General features: G+C 69.8%; 22 protein-coding genes and 1 riboswitch. Of the genes, 10 read left to right on the top strand and 12 right to left on the bottom strand.

Translation table 11 applies throughout. The annotated features are described in order from the left end of the window. Nucleotide 1: 1 nt before the first annotated feature. The 3 genes from BUE42_RS25670 (at nt 2) to BUE42_RS25660 (ending at nt 5,627) form a co-directional block, all read left to right on the top strand. The gene (locus tag BUE42_RS25670) at nt 2-3,565 is read left to right on the top strand and encodes an indolepyruvate ferredoxin oxidoreductase family protein (protein ID WP_073468139.1); all 3,564 of its coding nucleotides are present in this window, start codon (nt 2-4) and stop codon (nt 3,563-3,565) included. A gap of 293 nt (nt 3,566-3,858) precedes the next feature. Further along, nucleotides 3,859-5,361, top strand: a complete 1,503-nt coding sequence (locus BUE42_RS25665) for a S8 family serine peptidase (RefSeq protein ID WP_073468138.1) — start codon at nt 3,859-3,861, stop codon at nt 5,359-5,361. An 8-nt stretch (nt 5,362-5,369) separates the two neighbouring features. Next, entirely contained in the window at nt 5,370-5,627 is a 258-nt protein-coding gene (locus tag BUE42_RS25660; RefSeq protein WP_047594895.1) for a hypothetical protein, read from the top strand. 25 nt (nt 5,628-5,652) lie between these two features. Here the strand turns inward: BUE42_RS25660 and BUE42_RS25655 are convergent, their stop codons facing one another. The 8 genes from BUE42_RS25655 to BUE42_RS25620 form a co-directional block, all read right to left on the bottom strand. Beyond that, a complete protein-coding gene (locus tag BUE42_RS25655; RefSeq protein WP_073468137.1) occupies nt 5,653-5,982 on the bottom strand; it encodes a low molecular weight protein tyrosine phosphatase family protein in 330 nt (109 codons plus the stop codon). A 28-nt stretch (nt 5,983-6,010) separates the two neighbouring features. Beyond that, entirely contained in the window at nt 6,011-7,105 is a 1,095-nt protein-coding gene (locus tag BUE42_RS25650; RefSeq protein WP_073468136.1) for a phospholipase A, read from the bottom strand. Nucleotides 7,106-7,198: 93 nt separating this feature from the next. Beyond that, on the bottom strand, nt 7,199-8,797 hold the full coding sequence (locus BUE42_RS33935) for a chitinase (RefSeq protein ID WP_073468135.1): 1,599 nt from the start codon (nt 8,795-8,797) through the stop codon (nt 7,199-7,201). 165 nt (nt 8,798-8,962) lie between these two features. Beyond that, on the bottom strand, nt 8,963-9,940 hold the full coding sequence (locus BUE42_RS25640; protein WP_073468134.1) for a hypothetical protein: 978 nt from the start codon (nt 9,938-9,940) through the stop codon (nt 8,963-8,965). Between the two features lies 1 nt (nt 9,941). Further along, a complete protein-coding gene (locus BUE42_RS25635) occupies nt 9,942-10,673 on the bottom strand; it encodes an outer membrane lipoprotein-sorting protein (RefSeq protein ID WP_073468133.1) in 732 nt (243 codons plus the stop codon). Between the two features lie 11 nt (nt 10,674-10,684). Continuing rightward, entirely contained in the window at nt 10,685-11,893 is a 1,209-nt protein-coding gene (locus BUE42_RS25630; protein WP_073468132.1) for an ABC transporter permease, read from the bottom strand. Beyond that, nucleotides 11,890-12,564, bottom strand: coding sequence for an ABC transporter ATP-binding protein (locus tag BUE42_RS25625; protein WP_073468131.1), 675 nt, complete (start codon nt 12,562-12,564; stop codon nt 11,890-11,892). Before BUE42_RS25625 ends, BUE42_RS25630 begins: the two co-directional genes overlap by 4 nt. Continuing rightward, nucleotides 12,561-13,205 carry a hypothetical protein gene (locus BUE42_RS25620; RefSeq protein ID WP_143171760.1) on the bottom strand — a complete coding sequence of 215 codons (645 nt, stop codon included), beginning with the start codon at nt 13,203-13,205 and terminating at the stop codon, nt 12,561-12,563. The genes BUE42_RS25625 and BUE42_RS25620 overlap by 4 nt, the downstream gene beginning before the upstream one ends. A 155-nt stretch (nt 13,206-13,360) precedes the next feature. Further along, nucleotides 13,361-13,473, top strand: a riboswitch (TPP riboswitch). 60 nt (nt 13,474-13,533) lie between these two features. Here BUE42_RS25620 and thiC point away from each other — a divergent pair. The 5 genes from thiC to BUE42_RS25595 are packed head-to-tail and all read left to right on the top strand — an operon-like array spanning nt 13,534 to nt 18,916. Continuing rightward, a complete protein-coding gene (gene thiC, locus BUE42_RS25615; RefSeq protein ID WP_073468129.1) occupies nt 13,534-15,426 on the top strand; it encodes a phosphomethylpyrimidine synthase ThiC in 1,893 nt (630 codons plus the stop codon). A gap of 11 nt (nt 15,427-15,437) precedes the next feature. After that, a complete protein-coding gene (locus tag BUE42_RS25610; protein WP_073468128.1) occupies nt 15,438-16,499 on the top strand; it encodes an FAD-dependent oxidoreductase in 1,062 nt (353 codons plus the stop codon). Next, nucleotides 16,499-16,702 (top strand): sulfur carrier protein ThiS, encoded by a 204-nt coding sequence (thiS, locus tag BUE42_RS25605; RefSeq protein ID WP_073468127.1) that lies wholly within the window; start codon nt 16,499-16,501, stop codon nt 16,700-16,702. The genes BUE42_RS25610 and thiS overlap by 1 nt, the downstream gene beginning before the upstream one ends. Continuing rightward, on the top strand, nt 16,699-17,490 hold the full coding sequence (locus BUE42_RS25600) for a thiazole synthase (protein ID WP_073468126.1): 792 nt from the start codon (nt 16,699-16,701) through the stop codon (nt 17,488-17,490). Before thiS ends, BUE42_RS25600 begins: the two co-directional genes overlap by 4 nt. Before the next feature lie 13 nt (nt 17,491-17,503). Beyond that, nucleotides 17,504-18,916, top strand: coding sequence for a bifunctional hydroxymethylpyrimidine kinase/phosphomethylpyrimidine kinase (locus tag BUE42_RS25595; protein ID WP_073468125.1), 1,413 nt, complete (start codon nt 17,504-17,506; stop codon nt 18,914-18,916). Here the strand turns inward: BUE42_RS25595 and BUE42_RS25590 are convergent. Genes BUE42_RS25590 through BUE42_RS25575 form a run of 4 tightly spaced genes read right to left on the bottom strand, consistent with a single transcriptional unit; the run spans nt 18,898 to nt 21,399 of the window. Beyond that, nucleotides 18,898-19,338: an ExbD/TolR family protein gene (locus tag BUE42_RS25590; RefSeq protein WP_073468124.1), complete on the bottom strand. Its 441-nt coding sequence runs from the start codon at nt 19,336-19,338 to the stop codon at nt 18,898-18,900. The two genes, BUE42_RS25595 and BUE42_RS25590, sit on opposite strands and share 19 nt — an antisense overlap. A 13-nt stretch (nt 19,339-19,351) precedes the next feature. Further along, the gene (locus BUE42_RS25585; protein ID WP_073468123.1) at nt 19,352-20,026 is read right to left on the bottom strand and encodes a MotA/TolQ/ExbB proton channel family protein; all 675 of its coding nucleotides are present in this window, start codon (nt 20,024-20,026) and stop codon (nt 19,352-19,354) included. Nucleotides 20,027-20,050: 24 nt separating this feature from the next. Beyond that, nucleotides 20,051-20,866 (bottom strand): 4-hydroxy-tetrahydrodipicolinate reductase, encoded by an 816-nt coding sequence (dapB, locus tag BUE42_RS25580; protein ID WP_073468122.1) that lies wholly within the window; start codon nt 20,864-20,866, stop codon nt 20,051-20,053. Next, on the bottom strand, nt 20,863-21,399 hold the full coding sequence (locus tag BUE42_RS25575; protein ID WP_073468121.1) for an outer membrane protein assembly factor BamE: 537 nt from the start codon (nt 21,397-21,399) through the stop codon (nt 20,863-20,865). Before BUE42_RS25575 ends, dapB begins: the two co-directional genes overlap by 4 nt. Nucleotides 21,400-21,517: 118 nt before the next feature. Here BUE42_RS25575 and fur point away from each other — a divergent pair, with 118 nt between their 5' ends. Together fur and BUE42_RS33930 are read left to right on the top strand one after the other, a co-directional pair. Continuing rightward, entirely contained in the window at nt 21,518-21,943 is a 426-nt protein-coding gene (gene fur / locus BUE42_RS25570) for a ferric iron uptake transcriptional regulator (protein ID WP_073468120.1), read from the top strand. Between the two features lie 455 nt (nt 21,944-22,398). Continuing rightward, nucleotides 22,399-22,649: helix-turn-helix domain-containing protein (locus tag BUE42_RS33930; RefSeq protein ID WP_369823003.1), on the top strand; the 251-nt coding region annotated here is incomplete at its 3' end.

Genomic DNA, 22,649 nt, shown 5'->3' with positions numbered 1-22,649 from the left:
GATGAACGCCCCGCTACCCGAATCCATCCGCAAGGCGCTCGAGAGCGTCTCCCTCGACGACAAGTACAGCCTCGCGACCGGCCGCGCCTTCATGAGCGGCGTGCAGGCGCTGGTGCGGCTGCCGATGCTGCAGCGCACGCGCGATGCGATGGCCGGCCTGAACACCGGCGGCTTCATCAGCGGCTACCGCGGCTCGCCGCTCGGCGGCTACGACCAGGCGCTGTGGCAGGCCAAGAAGCACCTGCAGGCGCAGAACATCGTGTTCCAGCCCGGCGTCAACGAAGAGCTGGGCGCGACCGCGGTGTGGGGCACGCAGCAGCTCGACCTGTACCCGCAGAGCAAGAAGTTCGACGGCGTGTTCGGCATCTGGTACGGCAAGGGCCCGGGCGTGGACCGCTGCTCCGACGTGTTCAAGCACGCCAACATGGCCGGCACCGCGAAGCACGGCGGCGTGATCGCGCTGGCCGGTGACGACCACATCGCCAAGAGCAGCACCGCGGCGCACCAGAGCGACCACATCTTCAAGGCCTGCGGGCTGCCGGTGTTCTTTCCGTCGAGCGTGCAGGACATCCTCGACATGGGGCTGCATGCGTTCGCGATGAGCCGCTTCGCCGGCGTCTGGTCGGGCATGAAGACGATCCAGGAGATCGTCGAATCGTCGGCCAGCATCAGCGTCGACCCGGACCGCGTGAACATCGTGCTGCCGGAAGACTTCGTGATGCCGGCCGGCGGCCTGCACATCCGCTGGCCCGACGCGCCGCTCGAGCAGGAGGCGCGGCTGATGGACCACAAGTGGTACGCGGCCCTCGCCTACATCCGTGCCAACAAGCTGAACCACAACGTCATCGAAGGCCCGAACGACCGCTTCGGCCTGATCGCGAGCGGCAAGGCCTACAACGACACCCGCCAGGCGCTGCACGACCTGGGCCTGGACGACGACGCCTGCCGCCACCTCGGCATCCGGCTGCACAAGGTCAATGTGGTGTGGCCGCTCGAGGCCACCATCACGCGCGAATTCGCGAAGGGCCTGCAGGAGATCCTGGTCGTCGAGGAGAAGCGCCAGGTCATCGAGTACCAGGTGAAGGAAGAGCTCTACAACTGGCGCCCCGACGTGCGGCCGACCGTGCTCGGCAAGTTCGACGAGGTGGCCGGCGACCAGAGCGGCGGCGAGTGGTCGCAGCCGAACCCGGGCAGCAACTGGCTGCTGCGCGCGCAGGCCGACCTGACGCCGGCGATCATCGCGAAGGCGATCGGCAAGCGGCTGAAGAAGCTCGGCGTCGATGCCGACACCGCCGCGCGCATCGATGCGCGCCTCGCGCTGATCGAGGCCAAGGAGCGCAGCCTGGTCGAGGTGAAGAACGAGGGCGGCGATCGCCTGCCGTTCTTCTGCAGCGGCTGCCCGCACAACACCAGCACCAAGGTGCCCGAGGGCTCGCGCGCGGTGGCCGGCATCGGCTGCCACTACATGGTGGTGTGGATGGACCGCAGCACCAGCACCTTCACGCAGATGGGCGGCGAGGGCGTGCCCTGGATCGGCCAGGCGCCGTTCACGACCGACGAGCACATCTTCGCGAACCTCGGCGACGGCACCTACTTCCACAGCGGCAGCCTCGCGATCCGCCAGAGCATCGCGGCCGGCGTGAACATCACCTACAAGCTGCTCTACAACGACGCGGTCGCGATGACCGGCGGGCAGCGCGTCGGCGAACGGCCCGAGGGCCACTCGGTGCTGCAGATCATGAACAGCCTGAAGGCCGAGGGCGTGGCCGCGCTGTGCATCGTGACCGACGAACCGGAGAAGTACGACGGCGCCGCGCTTGCCGACGGCGTGCAGGTGTTCCACCGCGACGAGCTCGACCGCATCCAGCGCGAGTACCGCGAGCTGAAGGGCACCACCGCCATCATCTACGACCAGACCTGCGCGACCGAGAAGCGCCGCCGCCGCAAGCGCGGCACGATGGTCGAGCCGGCGAAGCGGGTGGTGATCAACGAGCTGGTGTGCGAGGGCTGCGGCGATTGCTCGGTGCAGAGCAACTGCCTGAGCGTCGAGCCGGTCGAGACCGAGTTCGGCCGCAAGCGCCGCATCAACCAGAACACCTGCAACAAGGACTACTCCTGTGTGAAGGGCTTCTGCCCGAGCTTCATCACCGTCGAAGGCGGGCAATTGAAGAGCGCGAAGAAGGCGAAGCAGGAACGGCCGCAGCCGTCATCGATCGCGGTGCCGGAGCCAGTGCTGCCGGTGGCGGAAACCGCGTGGGGCATCGTCGTCGCCGGCGTCGGCGGCACCGGCGTGATCACGATCGGCCAGCTGCTCGGCATGGCCGCGCACCTGGAGGGCAAGGGCATCGTCACGCAGGATTCGGCCGGCCTCGCGCAGAAGGGCGGCAGCACCTGGAGCCACATCCAGATCGCGAACCGCATGGAGGCGATCCACACCACGAAGGTCGGCACCGCGGAGGCCGACCTGGTGATCGCCTGCGACCCGATCGTCGGCGCCAACAAGGCCACGCTCGCGACGCTGCGCGAAGGCCGCAGCTTCGTCGCGTTGAACACGCACGGCTCGCCGACCGCGGCCTTCGTCACCAACCCGGACTGGCAGTTCCCGGGGGCGAATTGCGAGAGCGCGATCGTCGCGGCGGCCGGTGCGGCGCAGGTCGGCATGCTCGATGCCGAGGAGCTCGCGGTGCAGCTGGTCGGCGATTCGCTGTACACCAATCCGCTGATGCTCGGCTATGCGTGGCAGAAGGGCCGCGTGCCGCTGGGCCATGCGGCGCTGATGCGCGCGATCGAGCTGAACGGCGTGCAGGTCGACAACAACAAGGCGGCCTTCGAATGGGGCCGGCGTGCGGCGCACGACCTGGCGGCGGTGAAGGCGCTGTTCAAGGCGGCGCAGGTGATCGCGTTCGTGCGCAAGAGCGTGAACGTCGACGACGTGATCGCGAAGCGGGTCGAGTTCCTGACCGGCTACCAGGATGCGGCGTATGCGGCGCAGTACAAGGCCTTCGTCGAGAAGGTGCGGGCGGCCGAGGGCCCGCTGGGCGGCCACAAGCTGACCGAGCAGGTCGCGCGCTACCTGTTCAAGCTGATGGCCTACAAGGACGAGTACGAGGTGGCGCGGCTGCACACCGACAAGAGCTTCCTCGACAAGGTGGCGGCGCAGTTCGAAGGCGACTACACGCTGAACTACCATCTCGCGCCGCCGGCCCTCGCGAAGAAGAACGAGAAGGGCGAACTGGTGAAGCAGCGCTTCGGCCCGTGGATGCAGACGGCGTTCCGCGTGCTCGCGAAGTTCAAGGGGCTGCGCGGCACCGCGTTCGATCCGTTCGGCCGCACCGAAGAGCGCAAGACCGAGCGCGCGCTGATCGGCCAGTACCGCGAATCGCTCGACGAGGTGCTGCGCGGGCTGACCGCGCAGACGCTGCCGCTCGCGCTGCAGATCGCGCGCATTCCGGAAGACATCCGCGGCTATGGGCATGTGAAGGAACGGCACCTGGCGACGGCGATGCCGAAGTGGTCGGGGCTGATGGCGCAGTGGCGCGCGGGTGGGGAGCGGAAGGCGGCTTGAGCAGGGATCACAGGTCATCTTTTCTATTCATTTGCTATTCAGATAGCACGTCGAGATGAAGGTAACCTGTTGATCTACCGGCAGGTTTTCTGATTCGACTTCTATTCACGGAATCCAGCCACGGTCGCCCGCGCCGCAGTGGCGCAGTGGCGCAGTGGCGCAGTGGCGCAGTGGCGCGTGGGTGGGGCGCGGAAGCGGCTTGAGCCAGGCTGCGCGACACTTTGGGGCGGGCAGCACGACCGGCCGACATCCACGTCGGCCGGCGTTGCCGCACCCAAGGGAGCAAGAACAAGATGGATCCGACCCGGCGACCGCGTCGCCTCATCGTCATTCCGCCGGCGCGTGCCGGCAAGAACGCACCGGCCCCCGCGGCCACGATGCGCAGGCTGCAGGCCGCGGCCGCCGAGAAGCGCCCCACCGTCCCGCGGATGACGCCGTCGACGCTGAAGCTCGTCACCAGTTCGCCCGCCGACGGCGCCGTGCTGCTGGACATCGGCCGCCGCAGCATCGACGAGATGCGCGCGAGCGCGCCGGACGGTGCGACGCTGGCCGAGGAGCAGTGGTACCGCCTGGAGCGCCCGGCCCGGCCGTGGCACAAGCTCAGCGAGCACCTGAAGGCACCGCGCATCGCGGCCGGCCGCGACCAGGCCTGGACCGTCACGGTCGTCGTGGACGGCACGGCGCGCCAGCGGCTCGCGCACGCGCTGGTGACGATCCTGCTCGACGAAGAGAAAGGCACCGGCCTGGAGGCGATGACCGACAGCCGCGGGCGCGTCAGCTTCCGCCTGGGCCGCGGCACGAAGCGCCTGGATGCCGTCGAGGTGGCACCGCTGCACAGTGGCTGGCCGGTGCGGTTGTCGAATGTGGAACTGCTGCGCGGCGGTCTCGAGATCGCCGTGCCGGCGCTGTCCTCACGCACGCCCGATGCGCGCGGATTGATCTACGGCAAACCCGCTGCCGCTTCCGGCAAGGGCGTCTCGGTCGGCGTGGTCGACACCGGCATCGGGCCGCACGATCACCTGAAGCTCTCCGGCGGGCGCAACACCACGGCCAAGGAAGCGACGCGCCTGCTGCGCGACGCCGATGGCCACGGCAGCCACGTGGCCGGCGTGATCGCCGCGACGGCCGGTGGCTGGCGGCGCGGCGAGGCCAGCGCGGTGTCGCTGCACGCGTACCGCGTGTTCGAGGCGGGCGACCCGTTCGCCTCGACCTTCGCGATCCAGGCGGCCATCAAGCAGGCGGCCGTCGACGGCTGCGACCTCGTCAACCTGAGCCTGGGCGACAGCCTGGCGGACGAGGCGGTGCGCGACGCGGTGGAGTTCGCGTGGGCGCGCGGCTGCGTCTGCGTGGCGGCCGCAGGCAACGACGGTGCCGACGAGGTCGACTACCCGGCGCGCTACCCGAAGGTGATCGCGGTCTCGGCGATCGGCCTCGACAACGCGTGGCCGGCTGGCGCCTACCTGGAGTGGACGCTGGGGGAGCCGCGCGGCAAGCCGATCGGCAAGCACGTGCCGTTCGTCGCGCAGTTCTCCAACCGCGGCCGCAAGCTGGGGCTCACCGCGCCGGGCGTCGCCATCGTGTCGACGCTGTTCGGCAACCGCTGGGGGGTGATGTCGGGCACCTCGATGGCCACGCCGATCGCCACCGGTGTGCTGGCGCGCCGCCTGGCCGCAAGCGCCGTGCTGGCCATGCCGCGCGACGCCCGGCGTTCGGCCGCCATCGTGAGATTGGCCACGGCGCACGCCCAGGACCTCGGATTCCCCGCCCGTATGCAAGGCAAGGGCTTGGCGCGATAATCGAGGCCATGGCGCGCTTCGTCTTCTTCAACTCCAGCGACGTGGACGCCAAGGCGCTCACGGCGGCGAAGAAGTCGGTGCGTGCCTTGGGCGGCATCGTCGTCGGCGGCGCTGCCGGCTCGATGCTCGTCGAAGCGCCCCCCACCAAGGCGGCGCAGGTGGCCAAGGCCCTGCCGGGCTGGCACTACGCGCAAGACCGCAAGACAGCCCGCATCCCCGAGCACACGCCCTTGCAGCGTGCCAAGCGGGCCGCCGCCAAGGGCTGACACCCTCCTCCTCGCTCCCCCCGTTTCACCGCACCCGCAAGTACGGGCCCACCTTCGTCGTCAGCAAGTCGACGAGCGCCGGCTCCATGAAGGCGTATTCGTCGGGAATGCCCAGCACGATCACCCGCTTGCCGTTCAGCCAGGGCTTGAACTTGCGGGACAGCTTGTTGCGGTGCGAACGCTCCATCACGAAGATCACCTGCGCCCACTGCACGGTATCGCTGTCCAGCGGCGTCAGCGCCGAGCTGTCGAGCCCGGCCGAGGTGCATTCGACGTCCGGCCATGACGCGAACACCTGCTCGGCCGTCGGGCTGCGCAGGCGGTTCTGGCTGCAGAGGAAGAGCACGCGTTGCATCGTCGGTACCTTGGCTCGGAACCTCGGCTCAGAACTGCAGGAACGTCACCCCTGCGCCGAAGCTCGTCTGCCGGAAGTTGTAGTCCGTCAGCGTCTCGCCGTAGCCGCGGAAGGCCTGCAGGTACCAGCGCAGGCCGTTCGGCTGGTCGCTGAACACCGGGTGCGTCCACTCGAGCTGCAGCGCACCGTACTTCACGCCCTGCAGCGTGCTGCGGTACAGCAGCGACGCAGTCGACGTGCCGCTCGCCCAGTTCAGCTGCGTCTCGCTGCGGCCGCGGTAGTCGATCAGGTCCGGGTTGTTGTCGGTGTCGCCGTTCTCGCTGAAACGGTGGATCAGCCGCGTGCTCAGCGACAGGTTCTCGCGCTCGAAGCCGACGCCGACATAGGCCCGGTTCCAGCTGCGCGACAGCGGGTCCGACTGCCCGTTCGACTGGTGCGCGATGCCCAGCTGCGCATAGCGCCACTGCCAGCCGAACGGCAACCCGCGCCAGGCCTTCGGCGTCGGCACCACGTACAGCACCTCGGGCTCGTAGTCGCTGTTGCGGAACGGCTTCGAATCCTTGCCGTTCCAGATCTGCCACAGCGCCTGCTGCGTGAAACCCAGCCACACGTCGCCGCCCTCGAAGCCGACGTCCTGCAGCGCCTTGGTGCGCAGCGACAGCTGGAACTTCGCCTCGATGCGCTTGTAGTCGGGCAGCGGCACGCCAGCCTGGTTCGGTGACTTCGGCTCGCGGTTGATGCGGCTCGTCAGGTGCACCGGCAGGATGTAGTTGGGCCGGTAGCCGACGAAGTTGAAGGTGCCGCGCTTGTCCTCGGGGTCGAGCTCCCAGTAGCGCGAGACCAGGCTGCCGCTGCCGGCAATCGGCTGCTTGGCCGGCGGCAACAGCTGGGACTTCGGCGCCAGCAGTGAATCGCTGGCACCCTCGCGGCCGGCGGGGACCGGCGCATCGACAGCCCGACCCGCGAGCTTGTCGTAGCAGGCCAGGCGATCGGCCGGCGCGCCGATCTCGGCGCACGCGGCCAAGCCGTCCGACTGCGCGAACGCAGTCGACATCGGAACGATCAGGCTGGTGAGGGCCGCGGCTTGGCGGAGCGTCGAAGAGATCGGCGTGGTCAGTCGCATGCGCCCGGATGGTAGGGCCATCAGGTGAATCCCCGAGCAGCGGTCGCCGGATGGGCGTCCCGCCGCTCGGGTATCACGCAAACCTCGCTGGCCTTATGGCAGCGACCTCAGGTGCGAACCGACCGGTGCCGAGAAGTTGTAGCCGTCGAAGCGGTCCCAGTTGATCGACCAGGTCATCACGCCGCGGAAGGTCGGATAGGCCTGGTTCGGGCGCACGCTGCCGCAACCGGTGAGCTTCACCATGCAATCCACCGCGTTGTTGACGGTGGCCGACGTGACGAAGCCGGAGTTCGCCGAGCGCGGGCCCGACGGCACGCCGAACGCGACCTGGTCCGGACGCAGCCCGGCGAAGTTGCCCGCCGAGCCGTTCGACAGCCCGAAGCCCTCGATCAGCATCTTGCTGCCGGCCACCAGCATGTCGACCGAGCCTTCCGGATACGGGTTGCCCTGGTACGGCGTGTAGAGGCCGCCATTGTTGTAGTACTGCACGTGGATGATCGACAGGTCGTTGCGCAGCCCGTCGATGATCGGCAGGTAGGCGCCCCAGATGCTGCCGTACGAGATGAAGCCGCCTTGCACGTACGGCCACTCCGGCGCCATCGACAGGTAGAACTTCGAGCCGACCTTGGCCTTCAGCGCCTTCACCGAGCTGACCAGGTACTGCTGGATCGGCGCGCCTTGCGCGACGCCGTTCTCCAGGTCGAGGTCGATGCCGTCGAAGCCGTACTTCTGGATGATCGCGTACAGGCTGTTCGTGAAGTTCGTGGCCTCGGCCTGCGAGCCGACGCTGACCGAGCCGTTCTGCCCGCCCAGCGACAGCACCACCTTCTTGCCCTTGGCCTTCAGCGCCCGCACGTCGGCGATGAACTGCGCATCGCTGCCGGCGTTGGAGTCGACCGTGAAGCTGACGTTGCCGCCACCGGCGTTGTCGGCGAATGCGACGACGATCACGTCCCACGCATCCGGGATCTGGCTCAGCGGGTAGGTGTTGCCGGCCGGGTTGGTGAAGTTGTGCCAGTAGCCGACCAGTGCGTGCTTGGCGATGTCGCTCGACGGCGCGGGCGCCGGTGCAGGGGCCGGCGCGGGAGCCGGAGCCGGTGCGGGCGCAGGGGCCGGCGCAGGCGCAGGCGCGGGAGCGGGGGCCGGTGCGGGCGCCGGCGCCGGGGCGGGTGCAGGCGCGGGGGCGCCATTGCAGTTGGTGGTCGCGGTCCACGGCTGGCCGCTGCCGACCGGGCCGTTGTTGGATGCCGGGTTCTGGCCCTGCGTCCACCAGTTGGCCTTGTAGTTGGTGCCGTTCACGCTGACCAGCGCACCGCCGTTGTACTGCGTGGCCGCGAGCCACAGCGGGCTGCAACCGGCCGGTGCCGGGGCCGGGCTGGGGGACGGCGAGGGAGACGGTGCGGGCGCTGGCGCAGGCGACGGGGCCGGCGACGGCGCGGGGGCCGGCGGCGGCGTGCCGCTGCTCACGCCCAGGTCGGTCCACAGGCTCGCGGTGGTCGGGTTCCAGCCGGTGCTCGCGTAGTCGGTCTGGCTGACCAGCGCCCGGTAGTCGTGCCCGTTGTACGACACGACGGTGCCGGCAGCGTAGAAGGTGTCGACCTTCCAGGCCGGGTAGGCGGCATAGGCGGACACGGCGGCGACGGACGTCGCCAGCGCGGCGAGCAGGCGCAGCTTGTGCGGTGCGTTGAACATGGTGGATCTCCCCTCGGCAAGTCGATGAACCCCACCTGCTCGGCGGGACGGCGTTGCCCGATTGGCGCATGGAACCAATACGCTACCAGGCAATACCATCGTAATACCAGTAACGAGCGGTGTGAAGCGCGGAGATCCCCGCCCGGTGAGTCCGTTCAACGCCCTTCAAAACGGCCAGGTGGCCGCAAAAAAGGCGATCCGCCGGGTCGGCAGGTGTGCGATGGCGGCCGTCTGCGGCCCGCCGTACCAACGCATGCCGGCATCGAATCGCCAGCGGTCGCCCTGCCAGCCGAGCGCCGCGGTGGTGATGCGGCCACGGTCGGCCGGCACCAGCAGCAAGTCGACCACAGGTTGCCAGCCTTCGTGCTCCCAAGCTGCACGCAGATACACATTTCTGCGGGGCTGGCGCGCCGCGGCGAGACCGTCGAACCAGGTCTCGGCCGTCAGGCTGAGCTTGCTCTCGCCGGTCCAGGTGGCGCCAGCCAGCGCCTGCGTGACGTGCTGCTGCCAGGCCCGTCGCACCGAGGCATGCAGCTCGACGCTGTCGGCCGCAACCCAGGAGGTGGCCGCGCCCAGGCTGCCGCGCGAGTGCTCGCCGACACGTGCGAAGCCGTGCCAGTCGGCCGCTCCAACGCGCCGGTACACGCGCGCAGCGACGGCTTCTTCATCGCCGCCCGCGAGCGCCTCGCTGCGCGGGTTGACCCAGACCAGCGTCCACGCGGTGTCGGCATCGAAGTGTTCGGCCTGCACCATGCCGCGGCCCTGCGGCGTGGTCGGCAGCAAGATGCGGCGCTGCTCCTGCTGCACCACGTCGTTGGGACGGAAGCCGTAGCCGACATCCCACGCGACGATCTTGCGGCCGCCGCTCCACTGCCAGCCCAGCGCCTCGGCCGACGCATACAGCTCGTTGACGGCGGCATCGTCGTGCCACGCCCCGCCGTCCAGCCGCTGCTGCGTGAAGACGACGTTGCCGCTGAGCGCCTTCCAATGACCGCGCAGTTCGGTGTCGAGCGTGGTGGCGCTCGGCGGTGCGGCGCCCTCCACCTGCTCGCGGCGCGCACGCACCTGCCCGCTGAACTCGTCGTCGGCCACGGCGCTGCCCGCGAGCGCGCAGAGCGCCGCGATCCCCAGGAAGCGGCGCATTTCAATCCAGGGTCGGGTTGCGGGCGAGGAACATCGGGTTCAACCAGGCGTCGGGTACGTTGCGCGGCAAACGCGAGAGGTACCGCACCCGCGTCTCCTTGTGGTTGCTGAGCTGGTCGCGCAGCACCATCTCGGCCACCTGCGTCGGCGCGGCCGGCTTGTCGAGCACGAACGCCGCCTGCTTCGCGAGCTTGTCCGACTGCACGTACAGCTCGGCCTTGATCGGCTCGTGCAGCTTCACGCCCAGCCACAGCTCGATGCGCTGGTAGGTGACGCCCTTGCGGCCGGCCGCCAGGCTCAGGTGCAGGCACGGCACCTCGCCGCAGCGTTCCTCGCCGACGACGCGGCCGCCGTAGTCGTCGGCCCAGCTCAGCGTCGCGATGTCGCCGGTCGACGCATCGCCCAGCAGCTTCTGCATCGGCGTGATGCGCAGCGGCCGCTGGCTGCCGGGCATCAGCAGCCAGAAGTCGTCGCCCAGCATCAGCACCTTCTGGCCCTTCTCGGCCGGGCTCTGCATCAGCACCAGCGAGCGATGGCCGGCCTGCGCGAAGACGGTGTAGCGGCGCTCCTTGTCGGGTGAACCGTCGGTGTTGAAGACGCTGATCAGCGTGTCGACCTGCAGGTTGTCGCTGCCCATGCGGAAGCGGTCGGCGGCCTTCAGCAGCGAGGAGATGTCTTGCGCGTGAACCGACGCGGCGAGCAGGCCGAGCGCGATCGCGAGAAGGCGTTTCATCGGGGATTCCTTCAGGTGTGGGCGAGCGCATCCACCACCGGCGTGTGGACGGTCTTGCGGGCGACCAGCGCGGCCGCGGCCATCGCGAGCAGCAGCATCGCGAGCACGGTGGCGGCGAACATCAGCGGGTCGACCTCGATGGTCAGCGGGTAGCCGCTGGAGCGGCCGGGCGGCGGCGGCATCTGCACCGGCACCACATACAGCAGCAGCGAGACCGCACCGGCCAGCCCCGCACCGAGCAGCGCGCCGGCGCCGCCGAGCAGCATGCCCTCGAGCGCCAGCGTGCGCAGCAACTGCGACGGCAGCGTGCCGAGTGCGCGCAGCGTGCCGATCTCGCGCGTGCGCTCGATGATGGCCATCGCCATCGCGTTCGCGACGACGAAGATCACGATCACGCCGATGATCAGCCCGAGCGCGCCGAAGATGCGGTTGTAGAGGTCGCGCACCGAGCGGTAGAAGAAGGCCTGGTCGAGCCAGGTCTGCACCGTCAGCGACGGGAACGACGCAGCCACGCGCTCGCGTGCCGGCGCGGTCGATTCCATGCGGTCGAGGAACACGCCGAGCGTCGACACCCGCGTGGTGTTCAGCAGCTTCTGCGCCGTCGCGAGGTCGGTGTAGACGAGGCGCTTGTCGATCTCCGGCACGCCGGTCGAGAACACGCCCTTCACGCGCACGTCCAGCGCATTCAGCGCGCCGTCGGTGGTGCTGGCGAGCAGCGTCAGGCTGCTGCCGGGGGCGGCCTTCAGGCTGCGCGCGAGGCCGTCGCCGAGCATCACCTCGGCGCGGTCGGCGCCGGCCAGCACGTCGCCGGCCGTCATCGTGAGGAACGGGCCCTTCACCGAGAACTCGCCGTCGGGGTCGACGCCGTTGGCCATCATCACGGTCGACTTGTCGCCGTTGCTGATCAGGCCGCTGAACTCGACCCGCGGCAGCACCTGGCGCACCGCGCGGTCGGCGAGCAGCTGCCTGCGCAGCGCGGCGACGTTGTCGAGGCCGTGCTGCAGTGGGGTGTCTTCATCGCTCGTGAACTGCGCCGGCTGGCCGATCACCAGGTGCCCGGTGCTGCGCGCCGCGGCCTGCGCCAGCGCGTGGTAGGTCGACAGCGCGAAGCCGCCGGCCAGCAGGATGGCGGCAGTACCGAGCGCCGCGATGCCGACGGTGACGAGCGAGCGGCGCCGGTTGCGCAGCGTGTTGAGCCACGCGAAGTACAGCCACTTCATTCGATCCTCCCGTCGCGCAGCGCCACGGTGCGATCGCAGCGGCGCGTGAGCCGCGCATCGTGCGTCGCGATCACGAAGGCGGCGCCTTCGGCATGGCCGCGTTCGCGCATCAGCGCGAGCACCTGGTCGGCGGTGGCGGAGTCGAGGCTCGCGGTCGGCTCGTCGGCGATCACGAGCTTCGGGCGCTTGACGAGCGCCCGCGCGATCGCGACGCGCTGGCGCTGCCCGCCCGACAGCGCATCGGGCCGATGCGCGGCATGGTCCTGCAGGCCGACCGCGAGCAGTTGCGCGGCCACACGGTCACGCCGCTCGGCCGCCGGCACACCGGCGAGGAACAGCGGGTAGTCGACGTTCTCGGCCACCGTCATCACCGGCACGAGGTTGAAGCTCTGGAACACGAAGCCGAGTGCATCGCGGCGCAGCAGCGTGCGCTGCACCTCGTCCAGGCCGGCGACGGGTTGACCGTCGATCGCGATCTCGCCGGCATCGGCGCTGTCGATCAGTCCGCACAGGTTCAGGATCGTGCTCTTGCCGCTGCCCGACGGGCCGGTCAGCGCGAGCAGCTCGCCGCGCGCGACCGCGAGGTCCACGCCCTGCAGCGCCGGGATCACGTGCGGACCGAGGTGGTAGGTCTTGAACACGCCGCGCAGCTCGACCGCCTTCGTGCTCACGACGGCAGGCCTTGCAACGCCACGCGCGCCTGCTCGGCTTGCGGCGCACCACGCTGCACGACCTGCTCGAAGAAGCGGCGCGCATCGGCCACGCGGTTCTCCTTCGCGGCCTGCGCACCGGCGCACATCCACACCGCGGACTGGAACGGCAGCGGCGATTGCGCCAGCAGCGGGCTGGCCAGCACCTCGGCCAGCAGCGTGTTGCCACGGGCGCCGCGGTGCATGAACTCCGGCACCGCGAGGAAGGTGCTGGCAGCGACGAAGCGCGTCTCCAGGCTGGCGGGCGTGCCGTGCTGGCCGATCGCGTCGTGGGCCGGCGTCAGCAGCGCGAGTGCCTTGTCGAGCATCGCCAGGCCGTCTTCGGCGAAGCCCATCTTCTTCCACGGCAGGATGGTCGTGCGCGCTTTCATGGCCGTGCTGGCGCCGGCGTAGGCCATCAGAACCGGGTTCGTGGGCTCAGCCTGCAGCAGCGTGTCGAAGGCGTCGGCCGCGGCATCGACGGCCGCCTTGTCGCCGGCCGAGGCCTGGTTGAAGAGCTGGAACGCGGGGCGGAACTGCGCATCGGGCGCGGCCTGGCTGGTGGACAGCGCGAGCGTGAGCACGGCGAAAGCCAGCGTACGTGAAAGGAGCGGACCGTTCATCGAAGTCTCCGGAAGGTGGCGATGGCCCGCATCCTCGGAGGGCTGCTGCCCCCGCGCAGCCGCGCTGCGACGAAGCGGCGGCGCTTGGCGCCAGATGTCGAAGCCGCGGCGCGAACGGCAGCCGCCCCGACACGCCGCTTCGTGCCCTAGAATCCACCCGCTTGTCGGGGTGCCGAGGATGCGAATCCAAGGCTGAGAGGGCTTCACTGCCTAACCCGTTGAACCTGATCGGGGTCATCCCCGCGTAGGAAACAGCACTCGGCCACCGGTCCCATCCGCTCACGCGGGGCACGGTCTCCCAGGCAGGCACACCACCTCTGGAGACCGCATGGCCAAGCAAGCATCCTCCGTCGACACCGACGAGCTCTCACGCCGCATCACCCGCACGCCGTTCGCCGGCTCGCGCAAGGTCTACCTTGACGGCAGCCGCCCCGACCTGCGCGTGCCGTTCCGCGAGATCACGCTCTCCGACACGCTGGTGCAGCAGCCACACGGCGAGCCGCTGCGCGAGCCCAATCCTCCCCTGCGCGTCTACGACCCCTCGGGCCCCTATACCGATCCGCAGGCCACGATCGACATCACGCGCGGCCTGCCGCCGTTGCGCCATGCGTGGATCGCCGACCGCGCCGATTCCGACGCGCTGCCGCACATCAGCAGCGCCTACGGCCGCACCCGGCTCGACGACCCGGCGCTCGCCGCGCTGCGCATGGCCAGCCCGCCGCTGCCGCGCCGCGCGAAGCCCGGCGCCAACGTCTCGCAGATGCACTACGCGCGCCGCGGCATCGTCACGCCCGAGATGGAGTTCATCGCACTGCGCGAGAACCTGGTGAAGGCCCAGCTGCGCGAGCGCCTCGCGACCGAGCGCCTGCCGCAACGCGGCCACCCGTTCGGCGCGGCGCTGGTGCACGACATCACGCCCGAGTTCGTGCGCAGCGAGGTGGCGCGCGGCCGCGCGGTGATCCCCTGCAACATCAACCACCCCGAGAGCGAGCCGATGGTGATCGGCCGCAATTTCCTGGTGAAGGTCAATGCCAACATCGGCAACTCGGCGGTGACCTCGGGCATCGAGGAAGAGGTCGACAAGCTGGTGTGGGCGATCCGCTGGGGCGCCGACACGGTGATGGACCTGTCGACCGGCGAGAACATCCACGAGACCCGCGAGTGGATCCTGCGCAACTCGCCGGTGCCCATCGGCACGGTGCCGATCTACCAGGCGCTCGAGAAGGTGAACGGCCGCGCCGAAGACCTCACCTGGGAGTTGTTCCGCGACACGCTGATCGAGCAGGCCGAGCAGGGCGTCGACTACTTCACCGTCCATGCCGGCGTGCGACTCGCGCACGTGCCGCTCACCGCGAACCGCCTGACCGGCATCGTCTCGCGCGGCGGCTCGATCATGGCCAAGTGGTGCCTGTCGCACCACCGCGAGAGCTTCCTGTACGAACGCTTCGACGAGATCTGCGAAATCATGAAGGCGTACGACGTCTGCTTCTCGCTCGGCGACGGCCTGCGCCCCGGCTCGATCGCCGATGCCAACGACGAGGCCCAGTTCGCCGAGCTGACCACGCTGGGCGAGCTGACCCAGGTGGCCTGGCAGCACGACGTGCAGGTGATGATCGAAGGCCCCGGCCACGTGCCGCTGCAGCTGGTGCAGGAGAACGTCGACAAGCAGCTCGCCGCCTGCGCCGAAGCGCCTTTCTACACGCTTGGGCCGCTGATCACCGACATCTCGCCCGGCTACGACCACATCGCGTCGGCGATGGGTGCGGCCAACATCGGCTGGTACGGCACCGCGATGCTCTGCTACGTGACGCCGAAGGAGCACCTCGGCCTGCCGAACCGCGACGATGTGAAGCAGGGCTTGATCGCCTACAAGATCGCCGCGCATGCGGCCGACCTGGCGAAGGGCTTTGCCGGCGCGCAGATGTGGGACAACGCGGTGTCGAAGGCACGCTTCGAGTTCCGCTGGGAAGACCAGTTCCGCCTCGCGATCGATCCCGACACCGCGATGGCGTACCACGACGAGACGCTGCCGAAGGAGAACGCGAAGGTCGCGCACTTCTGCTCGATGTGCGGGCCGAAGTTCTGCTCGATGAAGATCAGCCAGGAGGTGCGGGCCTTCGCGCAGCGCGACGCCGCGTCCAAGCCGGTGATCGAGATCCGGCAGGCGATGGACGGCAAGGCCGAGGAGTTCCGCGCGCACGGCGGCGAGCTCTACCTCTGAGCCCGCGAACCATGCGCGTGGACAACAGCGACAGCGATGTGCTGATCGCCGGCGCGGGCCTGGCCGGCCGGCTGTGCGCGTGGCGCTATGCGCGTGCCGGCCGGCGGGTGCGGCTGTTCGATGCGGCGCGCCGCGACGATGCGCGCTCGGCCAGCGCGGTGGCGGCCGCGATGCTGTCGCCGCTGGCCGAGCTGGCGGTGGCTGATGCGCAGGTGCATGCGCTCGCGCAGCAGGCGATGGCGCTGTGGCCCGACTGGCTGCTCGCGCTGCAGGCCGACAGCGGCCGGCCGGTGTACTTCCGCCGCGCCGGCACGCTGGTGCTGGCGCATGCGGCCGATGGCGGCAGCCTCGACCATTTCGAGCGCGTGCTGCGGCACAAGCTGGCGCCCGCCGAGCAGGCTGCGATCCACGTGCTCGATTCGGCCGGCGTCGCCGAGCACGAGCCAGCGCTCGCCGGCCGCTTCGCCCGCGGGCTGCTGCTGGCCGGCGAGGGACAGCTCGCCAACGACGAACTGCTGGTGGCGCTGGCGCGTGCGCTCGATCGCTTCCGCGTGCACTGGCATGAGGACGAGCCGGTGCAGCAGCTGCATGCCGACGGGCTGCGCACCGCGCAGGGCGAGTTCCGCGCGCCGCTGGTGATCGACACGCGCGGCCTCGGGGGGCGCGCCGACTGGCCGGGCCTGCGCGGTGTGCGCGGCGAGATCCTGCGGGTCGAGTGCGAAGGCATCGCGCTGCAGCGCCCGGTGCGGCTGATGCACCCGCGCTACCAGCTCTACGTGGCGCCGCGGCCGAAGCAGCGCTTCGTCGTCGGCGCAACCGAGCTCGAATCGGAAGACGCCGGCCCGCCCAGCCTGCGCTCGGTGCTGGAGCTGGGCAGCGCGCTGTACAGCCTGCACCCGGCCTTCGCCGAGGCGCGGGTGCTGCGCATCGACGCGGCGCTGCGGCCGGCGCTCGACGACCACCGGCCGCAGCTGCGCCGGCATGGCGGCGTGTGGCAACTCAACGGGCTGTACCGGCACGGCTACCTGTGCGCGCCGGCGCTGGTCGACCAACTGCTTCAGGAGACGACGTGATGACCGAGGTGTCGATGAATGGCCGCCTGCTGCAGACGCCCGCAGCGACGCTGGCCGAGCTGCTGCGGCAACAAGGCTACGAGGCGCAGGCCGCGATGGCGTGCGCGATCAACCGGCAGTTCGTGCCGCGGGCGCAGTGGCCGCTGCACGCGCTGCAGCCGGGCGACCGCATCGACGTGATCGCCCCGGTCACGGGAGGATGAGCATGACCCACTGGACATTGGCAGGCACACCGCTCACCAGCCGCCTGCTGCTCGGCACCGCGCACTACCCGTCGCCGCAGGTGCTGGCCGACGCGGTGCAGGCCAGCGGCACGCAGGTGCTGACGGTCGGCCTGCGCCGGCTGCAACCGGAGCACGGCGGCGGCAACGCGTTCTGGCAGCGGGTGCGCGCACTCGGTTGCCACGTGCTGCCGAACACCGCCGGCTGCCACGACGCGCAGGAGGCGATCACGCTCGCGCAGATGGCGCGCGAGCTGTTCGACACGCCGTGGATCAAGCTCGAGGTCATCGGCGACGACTACACGCTGCAGCCGGATCCGTTCGGCACGCTGGAGGCGGCGCGCGTGCTGGTGCGCGAGGGCTTCCAGGTGCTCGCGTACACCACCGACGACCTGGTGCTCGCGCAGCGCCTGCACGAGGCCGGCTGCGCCGCGGTGATGCCGTGGGCCGCGCCGATCGGCACCGGCCGCGGCCCGCAGAACCCGTATGCGCTGCAGACGCTGCGCGCGCGGCTGCCCGATGCGGTGCTGATCGTCGATGCCGGCCTCGGCCGGCCGTCGCACGCGGCGCAGGTGATGGAGATGGGCTTCGATGCGGTGCTGTTGAACACCGCGGTCGCGCAGGCGGGCGACCCGGTGCGCATGGCGCGCGCGTTCGCGCAGGCGGTCGACGCGGGGCGGCTCGCGTTTGAGGCGACGCCGATGGGCGAGCGGCAGACCGCGCAGGCGTCGACGCCGACGCTGGGGATGCCGTTCTGGCATCAGGCTTGAAGGAGGCCACGAGATGCGACCCTTGTTGACGATCGCCGGGCACGACCCGGTGCACGGTGCCGGCATCACCGCCGATCTCGCGACCTGGCAGGCGATGGGGCTGCCCGGCAGCAGCGTCGTGACGGCCCTGACGGTACAGGACAGCCGCGGCCTGAGCGCCCTGCAGCCGGCACCGGCCGCACTGGTGCGCGACGCGCTGCAGGCGTTGCTGCGCGATGGCGAGCCAGCAGCCGTCAAGCTGGGCATGCTGGGCTCGCTGGAAGTGCTGCGTGAGGTGCATGAGTTCGTCGCGGCGCGGCGCTGCCCGGTCGTGCTCGACCCGGTGCTCGGCGCGTCGAACGGCCGCAGCAGCCACGATGCGGACGAACGTGCGTGGCTCGAGGCGCTGCGTGCGCTCGCGCGCGAGGTCGATGTGATCACGCCGAACCTGCCGGAGGCGCAGCGGCTCGGGCTGCTCGACGGACCCGCCGCGGTCGTGCTGAAGGGTGGGCACGCGGACGGCGACCGCAGCATCGACGAGGTGATCGATGGTGCCCGGCGCGCATGGCTGTCGACGCCGCGCCTCGCCGGCTCGGCGCATGGCAGCGGCTGCGTGTTCTCGGCCGCGCTGGCTGGCGCGCTCGCGCAGGGCTGGGGCGTGTTCGATGCCGCCTGCGTCGCGAAGCTGCACGTGACGGCCGGGCTGGCGCAAGCGCGCGATGTGGGTCCGGGTCGGCCGAACATGAACGCGGCCGCCGTGGTCGACAGCACGCACCTGCCTGCGTTCCGCTGGGCCGATGACGTCGCCGCGCCGGCTTCGCCCTTCGCGCCCGTCAGCGGCCCGCTCGGCTTCTACGCGGTGCTGCCCGATGCCGACTGGATAGCACGCGCGCTGGCGATGGGCGTGCGCACGCTGCAACTGCGCCTGAAGGCCGGTGGCCTGCCACCCGCCGAGTTGCACGCGCAGTTGCGCGCGGCGGTGCAAGCGGCGCGCGAGGTGCCCGGCGCGCAGCTCTTCATCAACGACCACTGGCGCGAGGCGCTGGAGCTGGGCGCGTACGGCGTGCACCTCGGCCAGGAAGACATCGCCACGGCCGATCTCGGCGCGATCCAGTCAGCAGGCCTGCGCCTGGGCGTCAGCTCGCACACGCCGCTGGAGATGTGCCGCGCGCATGCGCTGCGGCCGTCGTACATCGCGATCGGGCCGGTCCACCCGACGACGCTGAAGGCGATGGCCTATGAACCGGTCGGGCTGCAGCGGCTGGCGCTGTGGGCCTCGTGGCTGAAGCCGGCGTATCCGGTGGTCGCGATCGGCGGCATCAGCCTGGAACGCGCACCGCGGGTGGTGGCCACCGGTGTCGATTCGATCGCTGTCGTCAGCGCGCTGACGCAGGCCGGCGACCCGCGTGCCGCAGCTGCGGCGTTCCGTCAGTTGCTTGCAGGCTGAGCCGGCGCGGCAGGCGCCTCGGCGACGAAGCCGATGCGGTTCAACCCCGCCTTCTGCACGACGCCGATCAACTCGGCGACGCGGCCGTATGGCACCGTGCGGTCGGCCCGCAGCTGCACCTCGGTGGTCGGGTTCTTCTGCGCAGCCTGCGCGACCTGATCAGCGAAGGCGGCGGCATCAACCGGCTTGTCGCCGACGAACAGCCGCCCCTGCGCATCCACCGCGACCGCGATGAAATCCGGCGTCTCGCTCGGCGTCGCGGCCTCGGCACGCGGCAGGTCGAGCTTCAGGCTGCTGCTCATCAGCGGCGCGGTGATCATGAAGATCACCAGCAGCACCAGCATCACGTCGATCAGCGGCGTCATGTTGATGTCGCTCATCGGCGTCGGCCCGGCCGTGCGTTCGAGGCGACCGAAGGCCATGGCCGCGAACCGGTCAGGCCTGCGCGGCGACGGCAGCGTCGCGGCTGTGGTCGATCATCATCTCGCGCAGGTCGTGCGCGAAGCCTTCGAGCTCGGCCTCGCAGGCGCCGGCGCGCTTGCCGAACACGTTGTAGGCCAGCACCGCGGGGATCGCGACCGCCAGGCCGGCCGCGGTCATCACCAGCGCTTCGCCGACCGGCCCCGACACCTTCTCGATCGTGATCGAGCCACCCGCCGAGATGCTCAGCAGCGCGTGGTAGATGCCCCAGACCGTGCCGAACAGCCCGATGAAGGGAGCCGTGCTGCCGATCGACGCCAGCAGCACCTGGCCGAACTGCAGCTGCGCGAGCACCGCGTGCAGCGCATCGCGCAAGCGCCGCGTGAGCTGCGATTCGAGCCGGCCGAGACCTTCGAGCGTGCCGGCCGGCGGCGTGGCGATCGCGGCATCGAGCAGCGGGCGCAGCACGGCTTCACGGTCGAACGCGGCCAGTTGCTCGCGCCCGCCGTCGAGCGTGGGCGCGGACCAGAACGCCGGCACGGCACGGGCGATGTCGAGTCGCGCGCGGCGCAGCAGCCAGCCCTTCCAGAAGATCAGCACCCAGGCGCTGACCGACATCAGCAGCAGCAAGGCCGCGACGCTGCGCGTGATCAGGTCGCCCTGCTGCCAGAAGTGCTCGACGCTCGTCATGCGGACAGAGATGCGTGCGTGGGCTCAGAGGCCCAGCACGTCGTTCATCGAGAACAGCCCGCTCGATCGCGACGCCAGGAAGCGGGCCGCCCGCAGGCTGCCCTGCGCGTAGGTGACGCGGCTCGAGCTCTTGTGGGTGATCTCGATGCGCTCGCCGGTGCCGGCGAACAGCACGGTGTGGTCGCCGACGATGTCGCCGCCGCGCACCGTCGCGAAACCGATCGTCGACGGATCGCGTTCGCCGGTGACGCCTTCGCGGCCGTAGACCGCGCAATCCTTCAGGTTGCGGCCCAGCGCCTTCGCGACCACCTCGCCCATCGCGAGCGCCGTGCCGCTCGGCGCATCGACCTTGTGGCGGTGGTGGGCCTCGATGACCTCGATGTCGTAGCCCTCGTTCAGCGCGCGGGCGGCCAGGTCGAGCAGCTTGAACACGACGTTGACGCCGACGCTCATGTTCGGCGACATCATGATCGCGATGTGCTTCGCGTGCTCGGCGATCTCGGCCTTCTGTGCATCGCTGAAGCCGGTGGTGCCGATCACGGCCTTGACGCCGAGTTCGCGGCACACCGCCAGGTGGGCGAGCGTGCCTTCGGGGCGGGTGAAGTCGATCAGCACCTGGGCATTGGCGAGGCCGGCGCGCAGGGCGTCGGTGATCGCGACGCCACTGCTGCGGCCGAGCCAGGCGGTGGCGTCGTGGCCGAGGGCCGGAGCCTCGGGGCGATCGAGCGCGCCCGCCAGCACACAGTCATCGGCGGCCGAGACCGCTTCGATCAGCATGCGGCCCATGCGACCGCTGGCGCCTGCCACTGCAATGCGCAACGGGGAAGCGCCGGCGCTCATGAACGCTCGAGCGGCGGGTAGGTGCGGATCGGGCCTTCGGGCGCCGACGCGGCGGGCTCGGGCGGCTTCGGCGGCACCGGCAGCGCCTTCAGCTGCTCTTCGGTCAGCGCGAGCGGCGGCGCATTGCGCGAGGTCTTGAAGGTGTCGATCGATTCGACGAAATCGCGTTCGCCCGGCAGCTCGGGCGCCTGGATGCTGGCCATCTTGTCGCCGTCGAACAGCACGACGACGCTGCGCTGCTGCGGCTCGGCGCCCTGGCGCTTGATGGTGAAGACGTAGTCCCAGCGGTTGGCGTGGAAGGTGTCGGTCAGCAGCGGCGAGCCGAGCACGTCGCGCACCTGGGCGCGGGTCAGGCCGGGTTTCACGAGGGCCACCTGCTCCTTGGTCAGCACGTTGCCCTGCACGACCTCGACGCGGTAGGGCGTGATCACGCCCAGGAAGTTGTCGGAGGATTGCAGCGAGCTGCAGCCGGTGAGCAGGCCGGCCAGCGACGCGACGCCGGCGACCGGCGCCAGGAACGGGAAAGAACGCATGGTGATGTGCGTGCGCGCCGGGAGGCGGCATCAACCTCGATATGATTCGACGATTCTAGCGGGTGGCCTCGGCCGCCCTGCCCTGCAGTGCCACCGAGAAGCGTCACCGAGATCTGCCATGTCCAATGCCGACGAACTCAAGAGCAGTGGCCTGAAGGCCACGCTGCCCCGCATCAAGATCCTCGACGTGTTCCAGAACACCACGCAACGGCACATGACCGCCGAGGACGTCTACAAAGCCCTGCTGCTCGAAGGGGCCGACATCGGCCTGGCCACGGTGTACCGCGTGCTGATGCAGTTCGAGCAGGCCGGCATCCTGTCGCGCAACCATTTCGAATCGGGCAAGGCGGTGTTCGAGCTCAACGAGGGCAAGCACCACGACCACCTGGTGTGCCTCGACTGCGGCAAGGTCGAGGAGTTCTACGACGCCGAGATCGAGAAGCGGCAGAAGAACATCGCGCACACGCGGGGGTTCGAGCTGCAGGATCATGCGCTGGCCTTGTATGCGGTCTGCACGAAGAAGAACTGCGAGAACAAAAAGTAGCTTCCCCTCCCTTGCGGGGGGCTTGTTCACTGCGTGAGGCTGCTGCCGGGTCTCGCCCCGGCGGGCGAGTCACTTTCATTTGCCTTGCCAAATGAAAGTAACCAAAGCAAAGGCGCCTTAACCCGAACACCATACGGTTCGTTCAGCCCGCTGCGGACAACACGGCTGCTTCGGCGGCAGCTCCACCTTGATTGGGATTGTTGGCCGTTCTTCTCCACCCAGCTCGCTGCGCATCGCCAACATGACGCGGCGGTGGCGGCCGGTGCGACGCGAAGCGAGCGAGTCGAGTGGAGTGGGAGGGCAACAATCCCAATCAAGGGCCGATGCACAGCGGCGTGGCCGTGTTGTCCGCAGCGGGCCAGAACGAACCGTATGGTGTTGTATTCAAGCGCCTTTGCTTTGGTTGGCGGTTTCAAAGGTGAAGTGCAACACTCCAGCCCCCTGAGAGCCGTTGCATGACAAGAACCTACGAACAATTGAGCGCCGAAGAGCGAGGTGTGATCATGGCGCTGAGCACGCAGGGCAGCAGCGCCCGAGCCATTGCCAGGACGCTTGAGCGAGCTCCAAGCACCATCACCCGCGAACTGCGGCGCAATGGCCATCGCACTTCAAGCGGGCGGGCCCTGATGGGACGCCCACGGAAGCGGCCTGGTTATGACGCGGTAGACGCAGGTCAGCGGGCACGGCGAGTGCGACGCCTTGGTCG

This window comes from Rhizobacter sp. OV335, assembly GCF_900142965.1.
Taxonomy (GTDB): domain Bacteria; phylum Pseudomonadota; class Gammaproteobacteria; order Burkholderiales; family Burkholderiaceae_C; genus Rhizobacter.
The sequence above is the reverse complement of the archived record's forward strand: the minus strand, read 5'-3'. Positions and strand labels throughout refer to the sequence as shown.

What these genes read in the sequence shown, in the direction of transcription:
- BUE42_RS25595 (WP_073468125.1), top strand. Translation starts at nt 17,504, where the DNA reads ATGCGACCCTTGTTGACGATCGCCGGGCACGACCCGGTGCACGGTGCC.
- BUE42_RS25575 (WP_073468121.1), bottom strand. Translation starts at nt 21,399, where the DNA reads ATGCGTTCTTTCCCGTTCCTGGCGCCGGTCGCCGGCGTCGCGTCGCTG.
- BUE42_RS33935 (WP_073468135.1), bottom strand. Translation starts at nt 8,797, where the DNA reads ATGTTCAACGCACCGCACAAGCTGCGCCTGCTCGCCGCGCTGGCGACG.
- BUE42_RS25585 (WP_073468123.1), bottom strand. Translation starts at nt 20,026, where the DNA reads ATGACGAGCGTCGAGCACTTCTGGCAGCAGGGCGACCTGATCACGCGC.
- BUE42_RS25630 (WP_073468132.1), bottom strand. Translation starts at nt 11,893, where the DNA reads ATGAAGTGGCTGTACTTCGCGTGGCTCAACACGCTGCGCAACCGGCGC.
- BUE42_RS25665 (WP_073468138.1), top strand. Translation starts at nt 3,859, where the DNA reads ATGGATCCGACCCGGCGACCGCGTCGCCTCATCGTCATTCCGCCGGCG.
- dapB (WP_073468122.1), bottom strand. Translation starts at nt 20,866, where the DNA reads ATGAGCGCCGGCGCTTCCCCGTTGCGCATTGCAGTGGCAGGCGCCAGC.
- BUE42_RS25590 (WP_073468124.1), bottom strand. Translation starts at nt 19,338, where the DNA reads ATGGCCTTCGGTCGCCTCGAACGCACGGCCGGGCCGACGCCGATGAGC.
- BUE42_RS25640 (WP_073468134.1), bottom strand. Translation starts at nt 9,940, where the DNA reads ATGCGCCGCTTCCTGGGGATCGCGGCGCTCTGCGCGCTCGCGGGCAGC.
- BUE42_RS25660 (WP_047594895.1), top strand. Translation starts at nt 5,370, where the DNA reads ATGGCGCGCTTCGTCTTCTTCAACTCCAGCGACGTGGACGCCAAGGCG.
- BUE42_RS25610 (WP_073468128.1), top strand. Translation starts at nt 15,438, where the DNA reads ATGCGCGTGGACAACAGCGACAGCGATGTGCTGATCGCCGGCGCGGGC.
- BUE42_RS25655 (WP_073468137.1), bottom strand. Translation starts at nt 5,982, where the DNA reads ATGCAACGCGTGCTCTTCCTCTGCAGCCAGAACCGCCTGCGCAGCCCG.
- BUE42_RS25650 (WP_073468136.1), bottom strand. Translation starts at nt 7,105, where the DNA reads ATGCGACTGACCACGCCGATCTCTTCGACGCTCCGCCAAGCCGCGGCC.
- BUE42_RS25670 (WP_073468139.1), top strand. Translation starts at nt 2, where the DNA reads ATGAACGCCCCGCTACCCGAATCCATCCGCAAGGCGCTCGAGAGCGTC.
- BUE42_RS25620 (WP_143171760.1), bottom strand. Translation starts at nt 13,205, where the DNA reads ATGAACGGTCCGCTCCTTTCACGTACGCTGGCTTTCGCCGTGCTCACG.
- thiS (WP_073468127.1), top strand. Translation starts at nt 16,499, where the DNA reads ATGACCGAGGTGTCGATGAATGGCCGCCTGCTGCAGACGCCCGCAGCG.
- fur (WP_073468120.1), top strand. Translation starts at nt 21,518, where the DNA reads ATGTCCAATGCCGACGAACTCAAGAGCAGTGGCCTGAAGGCCACGCTG.
- thiC (WP_073468129.1), top strand. Translation starts at nt 13,534, where the DNA reads ATGGCCAAGCAAGCATCCTCCGTCGACACCGACGAGCTCTCACGCCGC.
- BUE42_RS25635 (WP_073468133.1), bottom strand. Translation starts at nt 10,673, where the DNA reads ATGAAACGCCTTCTCGCGATCGCGCTCGGCCTGCTCGCCGCGTCGGTT.
- BUE42_RS25600 (WP_073468126.1), top strand. Translation starts at nt 16,699, where the DNA reads ATGAGCATGACCCACTGGACATTGGCAGGCACACCGCTCACCAGCCGC.